The organism is Pseudoalteromonas sp. MIP2626 (genome assembly GCF_013414205.1).
Classification (GTDB): domain Bacteria; phylum Pseudomonadota; class Gammaproteobacteria; order Enterobacterales; family Alteromonadaceae; genus Pseudoalteromonas; species Pseudoalteromonas nigrifaciens.
In genome coordinates this window covers 1-9,531 of the sequence record NZ_JAATTW010000080.1, presented here as the reverse complement: position 1 = coordinate 9,531, position 9,531 = coordinate 1, and the positions used below count along the sequence as shown (strand labels likewise).

Here is a 9,531-nt window from a genome sequence, read left to right as displayed (position 1 = left end):
TATCGGCGATTAGCGCAGTTTGGTAGCGCACTTGGTTTGGGTCCAAGGGGTCGCAGGTTCAAATCCTGCATCGCCGACCATTTTCTTTATTAACAATAATAAATGAAAATGGTTTTGATATTACACGCACTACTCACTTCAAAATCAGTATTATCGAGCACTTTGTTAAAGCAGAGATTGTTAATATTCGAAAATAAATAATAAAAACTCACTAATAAACTATTTTAGAACTTATAAACTATAATTTTATACTTTTGATTAGCTGCTAAATTAGCCTGTTTTTTATTCGCTTGATTACTAATAACACAATTGTGCTTCAAAAAATTGTTTCCTACACTCGACTATCATCAATATTACGTTATAATGCCGCGTCTATTATTTTAATATAGTGCCCGCAGGGCAGAGCAGCAATGGTATCTGGTGGTAGCGACGAATGTTTTTAAGCCACAAAGGTTTAAATTTTATCAAGACTCCTAAAGATGACTTTGTGTGTAAAGAAGGCGAACAGTCGCCAAAATTGAAGATTGAGGTAAATCATGCAAGTTTCTGTTGAGACGACCCAAGGCCTTGAGCGCCGTCTGACCATCACCGTTCCTGCAGAGAACGTTGAGAATGAAGTAAAAAAACGCTTACAACAACTGTCAAAAACGCAGCGTATTGATGGCTTCCGTGCTGGTAAAGTTCCAGCATCAGTAATTAACAAGCGTTTTGGACCAGCAGTTCGTCAAGAAGTTGCTGGCGAAGTAATGCAACGTAATTTCTATGAAGCAATTGTTTCAGAAAAAATTAACCCAGCTGGCGCACCAACATTTGCTCCAAAAGCACTTGAAGCTGGTAAAGATTTAGAGTTTTCGGCTACGTTTGAAGTTTACCCTGAAGTTGAAGTTCAAGGTTTAGACAAAATTACAGTTGAAAAACCAGCCGTAACAGTAACTGACGAAGATTTAGCTAACATGCTAGAAACACTTCGTAAGCAACACGCAGACTGGGCTGAAGTTGATACAGCTGCTGGCGAAAACGACCGTGTAACGGTTGATTTTGTAGGTACTATCGACGGTGAAGTATTTGAAGGCGGCAAAGCTGAAGACTTCCCATTAGAACTTGGCCAAGGTCGTATGATCCCAGGTTTTGAAGATAATATCGTAGGTAAAAAAGCAGGCGAAGAAGCAATTGCTGACGTAACTTTCCCTGATGATTACCATGCTGAAAACTTAAAAGGTAAAGCGGCTCAATTCACTATCACAGTGAAAAAAGTTGAAGCGCAAGAGTTACCTGAATTAAGCGAAGAATTTGCAACTAAATTCGGTGTTACGGAAGGTGGTGTTGACGCGCTTAAAGTTGAAGTTAAAAAGAACATGACACGTGAGCTAGACCAAGCGGTTAAAGCTAACGTTAAAGATCAAGCTATTAAAGGTCTTTTAGTGAACAACGAAATTGAAGTGCCTAAAGCACTAGTTGATCAAGAAGTTGACGCATTACGTCAGCAAGCTGCTCAACGTTTTGGTGGCGATGCGCAAAACATGCCTGAGCTTCCTGCTGAATTGTTCCATGAGCAAGCAGTAACACGTGTTAAAACTGGCCTTTTATTAGGTGAAGTGATTAAAGCTAACGAGATTAAAGTTGACGACGCTAAAGTTGAAGCATTAATCGCAACGGTAGCTTCTGCATACGAAGATCCAACTGAAGTAGTAGAATACTACAAAGCGAATGATCAACTTATGCAGCAAATGCGTAATGTAGCAATGGAAGAGCAAGCTGTTGAGGCTATCTTAGCTAAAGCAACTGTGACTGACGTTGAAACAGCATTTGACGACATCATGAATCCACAGCAAGGTGCTTAATAAGTCATTGACTTAAGTGCTCGCTAACGATTAAATGGCTCGTGTTACTCTGTTTATGCAGTGTGCTCGGGCCATTTTAGTTTGTGGTTCTTAATTTGCGAAAAATGATAACTATGCTTTTCTTTAATAAGGACAAGTATAAGCGCATAAGGAATTAAATAAGTATGAATATTGGTATTACAGATCCCCTAAACGCATTGGTCCCTATGGTTGTTGAACAAACACCTAAAGGCGAGCGCTCGTATGACATTTATTCGAGATTATTAAAAGAGCGTATTATCTTTTTAACGGGTCCTGTTGAAGACAACATGGCAAACCTGATTTTAGCGCAAATGTTGTTCTTAGAATCAGAAAACCCAGATAAAGATATCTTTTTATATATAAACTCACCAGGTGGTTCGGTTACTGCGGGTATGGCAATTTACGACACAATGAACTTCATTAAACCAGATGTAAGTACAATTTGTGTAGGTCAAGCTGCTAGCATGGGTGCTTTTTTACTTACCGCTGGGGCAAAGGGCAAACGTTTTTGCCTACCGAACTCACGCGTAATGATCCACCAACCATTAGGTGGTTTCCAAGGTCAAGCATCTGACTTTGAAATACATGCCAAAGAAATCCTGTCTATTAAAGACAAGCTAAACCGCTTAATGGCTGAGCATACAGGCCAACCATTAGACGTGATTTCTAAAGACACTGATCGTGATAACTTTATGAGTGCTGATCAAGCTGTAGATTACGGCATTGTAGACTCAGTATTTAAAAATCGCGCTAGCAAGTAAGCGTTTGGCAAACAGCTAGGCTGTTTGCCACTTTGAGTTACTATGCGAAAAAATTAAATTTTGGTATAGTTAAAACGTATTGAAATAGCCATCGACCAATTTGGTGGCCAACGTATAAAATGAGGTAGCTGAATGTCTGACACTCCTACAGACGGCGACAAAAGTAGTAAATTGTTATACTGTTCTTTTTGCGGCAAAAGCCAACATGAAGTACGCAAATTAATTGCAGGCCCTTCAGTATATGTTTGTGATGAATGTGTAGAGTTGTGTAACGATATTATCAGAGAAGAAATAAAAGACATTGCGCCTAAGCACGATGCCTCTGACAAACTACCTGTACCAAAAGAAATTCGTAAACACTTAGACGACTATGTTATTGGCCAAGACCATGCTAAAAAAGTATTGTCTGTAGCGGTATACAACCATTACAAACGCCTACGTAATCAGTCGACTAAGCAAGATATTGAACTAAGTAAAAGTAATATTTTATTAATTGGTCCTACAGGTAGTGGTAAAACATTACTAGCAGAAACGTTAGCACGCTTATTAGATGTGCCGTTTACTATGGCCGATGCAACCACATTAACCGAAGCGGGTTATGTGGGTGAAGATGTTGAAAATATCATTCAAAAGCTGTTACAAAAATGCGATTACGATGTAGAAAAAGCACAACGTGGTATTGTTTACATAGATGAAATTGATAAAATTTCTCGTAAATCAGACAACCCGTCAATTACGCGTGATGTATCAGGCGAAGGCGTGCAACAAGCACTACTTAAACTGATAGAAGGCACCATAGCTTCGGTTCCACCACAAGGTGGCCGTAAGCACCCACAGCAAGAGTTTTTACAAGTAGATACGTCTAAAATCTTGTTTATTTGTGGTGGCGCATTCTCAGGTCTTGATAAAGTGATTGAGCAACGTAGCCATAAAAATACCGGTATTGGTTTTGGTGTTGATGTTAAAGAGTCTGCAGCGAGCCGCTCTTTAAGTGATACATTTAAAGACGTAGAGCCAGAGGATTTAGTTAAGTACGGCTTGATCCCTGAGTTTATCGGCCGTTTACCGGTAGTTGCTACATTAACTGAACTTGATGAAGCTGCACTAATACAAATTTTAAGTGAGCCTAAAAACGCCATTACTAAACAGTTTTCAGTATTGTTTGGTATGGAAGATGTTGAGCTTGAGTTTCGCGATGATGCCTTAGCTGCAATTGCCCACAAAGCAATGGAGCGTAAAACAGGTGCTCGTGGTTTGCGTTCAATCGTTGAAGGTGTATTACTTGATACTATGTATGAGCTACCTTCTATGGATAATGTAAGCAAAGTGGTTATAGATGAAACCGTAATTAAAGGTGAATCAGACCCAATTTTGATTTATGAAAATAATAATCAAGATAAAGCAGCATCTGAGTAGTTTTTAAGCTATTTGATTTAAAAAGGAGCCTAAGGCTCCTTTTTTTATAATTAATTTAATTGAGTACGGGAAAATCGTTGAACTTTAATTAGGTTATCCCCATATACTTGAGTAATCTTTAAAATAAATGAAGTGCAAAGAGAAATATAATGACGCTTGAGAGAACCGATCGAGTCGAAATCCCAGTATTAGCACTGCGCGATGTAGTGGTATACCCGCACATGGTGATCCCGCTTTTTGTAGGCCGTGAAAAATCAATAAAATGCCTTGAAGCGGCAATGGATAAAGACAAACAAATTTTCTTGGTTGCCCAAAAAGATGCAACTGTAGATGAGCCTGAGCAAGATGATATTTATCGTGTTGGTACTATTGCCACTGTACTTCAGTTATTAAAGTTACCAGACGGTACAGTAAAAGTTTTAGTAGAAGGTACGCAGCGCGCAAAAATTGAAGAATTTATTGATAGCGAAGAATTTTTTGTAGCTAATGCGCAGTTTATTGAATCAGAATCAATAGATGAGCATGAGCAAGATGTGTTTATTCGCAGCGCAATTAGCCAATTTGAAGGCTATGTAAAACTCAATAAAAAAATCCCACCAGAAGTACTTACTTCGGTTTCGGGGATTGACGATCCGGCGCGCCTTGCCGATACCATGGCAGCTCATATGCCATTAAAAGTGCCTGAAAAACAAAAAGTATTAGAAACCTCAAGTGTTACCGAACGCTTAGAATACTTAATGGCGCTAATGGAAGGCGAAATAGATTTACTGCAAGTTGAGAAAAAAATACGTAGCCGCGTTAAAAAGCAGATGGAAAAATCACAGCGCGAGTATTACCTCAATGAGCAAATGAAAGCGATTCAAAAAGAGCTCGGTGAACTTGATGATGTGCCAGACGAGTTTGAAGCGCTGAAAAAGCGTATTGAAGAGTCGGGCATGCCAACCGAAGCAAAAGAAAAAGCGACGGCTGAGTTAAGTAAGCTAAAAATGATGTCGCCAATGTCGGCAGAAGCCAGTGTAGTGCGCTCATACATAGATACACTAATTAGTGTACCGTGGAAAAAACGCTCAAAAGTTAAAAAAGATTTAGCTGGCGCGCAAAAAATACTTGATAGCGACCATTACGGCTTAGAAAAAGTTAAAGAACGTATTTTAGAGTACCTAGCGGTGCAACAACGTACTAACAAGCTTAAAGGGCCTATTTTGTGTCTAGTAGGGCCGCCTGGTGTGGGTAAAACCTCTTTAGGTCAATCTATTGCACGCTCTACCGGCCGTAAGTATATTCGTATGGCGCTTGGCGGTGTACGTGATGAAGCTGAAATTCGTGGCCATCGTCGTACTTACATTGGCTCAATGCCAGGTAAAATGATTCAAAATATGACAAAAGTGGGCGTTAAAAACCCATTGTTTTTACTTGATGAAATCGACAAAATGTCATCAGACATGCGTGGTGATCCCGCATCTGCATTACTTGAGGTGTTAGATCCTGAGCAAAATAGTCATTTTGCCGATCACTACCTAGAAGTTGACTACGATTTGTCGGATGTGATGTTTGTTGCTACATCAAACAGCTTTAACATTCCAGGGCCGTTACTAGATCGAATGGAAGTTATTCGTTTGTCGGGTTACACCGAAGATGAAAAACTAAATATTGCTAAACAGCACTTAATTACCAAGCAAGTTAAGCGTAATGGCTTAAAAGAGCATGAAATTGAGATAGCCGATAGTGCCATTACCGGTATTATTCGTTATTACACGCGTGAAGCGGGTGTACGTAATTTAGAGCGCGAAATATCTAAACTATGTCGTAAAGCGGTTAAAAATATTTTAATCGAAAAAGACACCACAACAGTCACTATCGATGAGCACAACCTAGAGGACTTTTTAGGGGTGCAACGCTTTGATTACGGTAAAGCAGAAGACGGCGACCGTATTGGCCAAGTTACCGGCCTTGCATGGACTGAAGTGGGCGGCGACTTGCTAACTATTGAATGCGCCGCAGTACCAGGTAAAGGTAAGCTTAGCTATACCGGCTCATTAGGTGATGTAATGCAAGAGTCGATACAAGCAGCCATGACAGTAGTACGAAACCGAGCGGAAGAGTTTCGTATTAACAGTGATTTTTATGAAAAGCGCGATATTCATGTACACGTACCTGAAGGCGCAACGCCTAAAGATGGTCCAAGTGCAGGTGCTGCTATGGTAACTGGTTTAGTGTCGAGCTTAACGGGTAATCCGGTACGTGCCGATGTTGCCATGACAGGCGAAATTACATTGCGTGGTGAAGTACTACCAATTGGTGGCTTAAAAGAGAAATTATTAGCAGCGCATCGCGGCGGTATTAAAACGGTTATTATTCCAAAAATTAACGAACGTGACCTAAAAGAGATCCCAGACAACGTATTGGCTGGCCTCGATATTCACCCAGTTACATGGATTGATGAAGTATTAAAACTTGCTTTAGTGCACCCAGTTGATAGTTTTTCAGTCGAAACGCCGAAAAACCGATAAAAAACGCTAAAAAAGTGCTTTTAGGGGCTTTTCAAATCTAAACGGTATGATAAGTTAAGCACTGGTTTTCAAGCCTAGCCCTTATGGTTACTAGGCTTAAGAAAAATATAATCGTATGAGCATAATAGTTTGCTCTAAATTTTCAAAACAGTGATGTTAGTAAAAAACAATCGCTCTTGATAACAACAATTAAAGAGGATGATATTGTGAATAAATCTCAATTAATCGATCAAATCGCAGCTGATGCTGACATTTCTAAAGCGGCTGCAGGTCGTGCACTAGATTCATTTATCGAATCAGTTACTGGCGCACTTAAAGAAGGCGACTCAGTTGCACTTGTTGGTTTTGGTACTTTTTCAGTTCGTGACCGTGCTGCACGTTCAGGCCGTAACCCACAAACTGGCGAAACAATTCAAATTGCTGCTGCAACTATCCCTGCATTTAAAGCAGGTAAAGCACTAAAAGACGCAGTAAACTAATCACTGTTTTAAACACATTAGTTGTGGCGAGTGTAAAAATACTTAATGACCACAGAAGATGAATTAAGTAACTTTACCGCCAGTTACTTCAAGTGAAAAAGCGTATCTGGTAAGATACGCTTTTTTTACATATGACAAGGTAAAAACCTTGCTCAGAAAAGAGATAAACAAATGCTTGAGAAAATCAGAGAAGGTTCGCAAGGACCTATAGCCAAAGTAATTTTAGGCGCCGTGATTTTATCTTTTGCTTTAGCAGGAATTGGTAGTTACCTAGGTCAAACCACAGAACAACCTGTTGCTGAAGTAAATGGTATTAAAATTAGTCAAACCGAATTTAATCGTGCGTTTCAAAATGAACGAGGCCGATTAGAGCAACAGTTTGGTGAATACTTTACCCAAATTGCAGCCGATCTAAATTACATGGCGCAAATACGCCAAGGTGTAATTGACCGTTTAGTACAACAAGAACTGCAAACTCAACTAGCGGCAGAGTTAGGCCTTCGTGTAAGCGATGAAAGTGTAAGACAAACCATTTTAGAATTACCTTATTTTAAAATTGGTGAAAGCTTTAACAACGACCGTTACTTGCAAGTTATTCGTCAAATGAACTTTCAACCAGACTCATTTCGCGAGTATTTACGTAAAGACATGACACGCAGCCAGCTTGTATCTGCTGTTGCGGGAAGTGATTTTGCGCTAAAAAATGAACTTGACAGTGCCATTGCTCTACAACAACAAACGCGCAGCATTGACTACCTAGTAGTTAATAAAGAAGCAATGCAAGACAGTGTTGTAGTGAGTGAGCAAGAAATAGCAGATTACTATGAATTAAATAGCGGCCAGTTTTTATCTCCTGAGCGTTTATCGGTTAATTACATAGAGCTAAAAGCGCAAGACATTACAGTTGCTTCAGTAACTGAAGATGACGTAAAAGCCTATTACGAACAAAGTAAAGCGCAATACGTTGAGCCTGAAAAGCGTCGTGTTTCGCATATTTTAATTGATAACAGTGAAGACGATGATGCAGCTAAAGCAAAAGCAGAGTCTTTATTAGCGCAATTAAATCAAGGTGCTGATTTTGCCGAGCTAGCAGAGTCATCGTCTGATGATATTGTAAGTGGCGAAATGGGTGGCGATTTAGAGTGGATAGAACGTGATGTAATGGATCCTGTTTTTGAAGACGCAGCATTTGCGCTCGAAAATAAAGGTGACTACTCAGACGTTATAGCATCAGAATTTGGTTACCACATTATTAAACTAACCGACCTACAGGCGCAGCAAGTAAAAGCCTACGATGATGTAAAAGCAGATTTACGTGCAGAACTAGAAAAAGCTGAAAAAGTAGATGCATTTTACGAAAAGCAAACAGAAATGGCCGCGCTTGCGTTTGAAATTTCAGACCGCTTAGTTGATGCAGCAGAAGCCGCGGGTGTAGAGATTAAGTCTACTCCACTTGTAGCGCTAAATGAGCTACCAGAGCCGTTAAACAGCCCTGCAGTTATTACAGCATTAACATCAGTTGATTTACTTGAAGATAAAGTAAACTCAGAGCTGATTGAGTTAGGTAATGAGCATGTTATTGTGGTGCGTGTTAATGAACATGAGCCAGCTGCCACTAAAGCACTAAGCGATGTAAGCGAGCAAATTAAAGCCAGCTTAGTTAACGAGAAAACATCAGCGCTTGCTAAAGAAAAAGCCCGTACACTCTTTGCAGAAGTACAAGCAGGCAAGAGTTTAAATGACGTTGCCGCTGAGCAAAACCTAACAGTTCGCCAAGAAGCGCAGTTAACGCGTCAGAGCTATACTGTTTCGCCAGCTATTGTGACGCAAACATTTAAAATGGCTCACCCAACTGATTCAGCAATCGTTGAGCTAGTTAATTTAAATAATGGTGATGCTGCGATTGTTGCGCTTAAATCGGTAACGAACGCTGAAGTTGCAGATAATATTGACCCACAAATTCAGCAAAACATTACCATGGCACAAGCAAACAAAAACTACATGGTGTTTATTGAGTCATTAAAAGCTCAAGCGAAAATTAACTTACCAAATGTAGCGCAAGCCGCAGAGTAAAATTCGTAATAAAATAATTAAAAGGCGCTTTTTAAAGCGCCTTTTTTGTTTGTAAAAAAGCAGCTATTAGGAAAAGTAGTTATGAGTAAGAGCAGTTATGAGTAAGAGCAGTTATTACTAAAAGAAGGTGCCAGATATCAGTAAGTGATTAACCAAACTTGGTATTTAGGTTTACAGTTGAAATATTTTTAATGCAGACACCCATTTTAAAATATTTTCAATAAAGACACCCACCCTAATATTTGTAATATCAGTGTAATTAACTATGCTCTTTTTAGTGCAATAATTAAGCAGGGTGCAACATGGCTATCGCAAGAAAGCGTCAGGTAAGTTTGGTCGATACAAAATACTATCACTGTATTTCGCGCTGTGTACGCCGTGCATTTTTATGCGGCGTAGACAACTTTACTAATCAATCGTATGAACATCG

The 9,531-nt window shown here is 39.6% G+C and carries 5 protein-coding genes, 1 tRNA gene and 2 pseudogenes; all 8 read left to right on the top strand.

Annotated features, from left to right (window positions below; genetic code table 11):
• Positions 1-3: 3 nt before the first annotated feature.
• Positions 4-80, top strand: a tRNA-Pro gene (locus tag HC000_RS17645).
• Between the two features lie 456 nt (positions 81-536).
• A complete protein-coding gene (gene tig / locus HC000_RS17640) occupies positions 537-1,841 on the top strand; it encodes a trigger factor (protein WP_179808329.1) in 1,305 nt (434 codons plus the stop codon).
• 164 nt (positions 1,842-2,005) lie between these two features.
• On the top strand, positions 2,006-2,623 hold the full coding sequence (gene clpP / locus HC000_RS17635) for an ATP-dependent Clp endopeptidase proteolytic subunit ClpP (RefSeq protein WP_011328720.1): 618 nt from the start codon (positions 2,006-2,008) through the stop codon (positions 2,621-2,623).
• A gap of 132 nt (positions 2,624-2,755) precedes the next feature.
• On the top strand, positions 2,756-4,039 hold the full coding sequence (gene clpX / locus HC000_RS17630) for an ATP-dependent protease ATP-binding subunit ClpX (RefSeq protein WP_011328719.1): 1,284 nt from the start codon (positions 2,756-2,758) through the stop codon (positions 4,037-4,039).
• A gap of 149 nt (positions 4,040-4,188) precedes the next feature.
• Complete coding sequence (gene lon / locus HC000_RS17625; protein ID WP_011328718.1) at positions 4,189-6,549, top strand: endopeptidase La; 2,361 nt, start codon at positions 4,189-4,191, stop codon at positions 6,547-6,549.
• 170 nt (positions 6,550-6,719) lie between these two features.
• Positions 6,720-7,028, top strand: a pseudogene (locus tag HC000_RS17620) (HU family DNA-binding protein); the annotation flags it as partial.
• A 171-nt stretch (positions 7,029-7,199) separates the two neighbouring features.
• Positions 7,200-9,101 carry a SurA N-terminal domain-containing protein gene (locus HC000_RS17615; RefSeq protein ID WP_179808328.1) on the top strand — a complete coding sequence of 634 codons (1,902 nt, stop codon included), beginning with the start codon at positions 7,200-7,202 and terminating at the stop codon, positions 9,099-9,101.
• 302 nt (positions 9,102-9,403) lie between these two features.
• Positions 9,404-9,531: pseudogene (locus tag HC000_RS17610) on the top strand (transposase); the annotation flags it as partial.

Excerpts from the sequence above, each read along its gene's own strand:
- tig (WP_179808329.1), top strand. The coding sequence starts at position 537 with ATGCAAGTTTCTGTTGAGACGACCCAAGGCCTTGAGCGCCGTCTGACC.
- clpP (WP_011328720.1), top strand. The coding sequence starts at position 2,006 with ATGAATATTGGTATTACAGATCCCCTAAACGCATTGGTCCCTATGGTT.
- clpX (WP_011328719.1), top strand. The coding sequence starts at position 2,756 with ATGTCTGACACTCCTACAGACGGCGACAAAAGTAGTAAATTGTTATAC.
- lon (WP_011328718.1), top strand. The coding sequence starts at position 4,189 with ATGACGCTTGAGAGAACCGATCGAGTCGAAATCCCAGTATTAGCACTG.
- HC000_RS17615 (WP_179808328.1), top strand. The coding sequence starts at position 7,200 with ATGCTTGAGAAAATCAGAGAAGGTTCGCAAGGACCTATAGCCAAAGTA.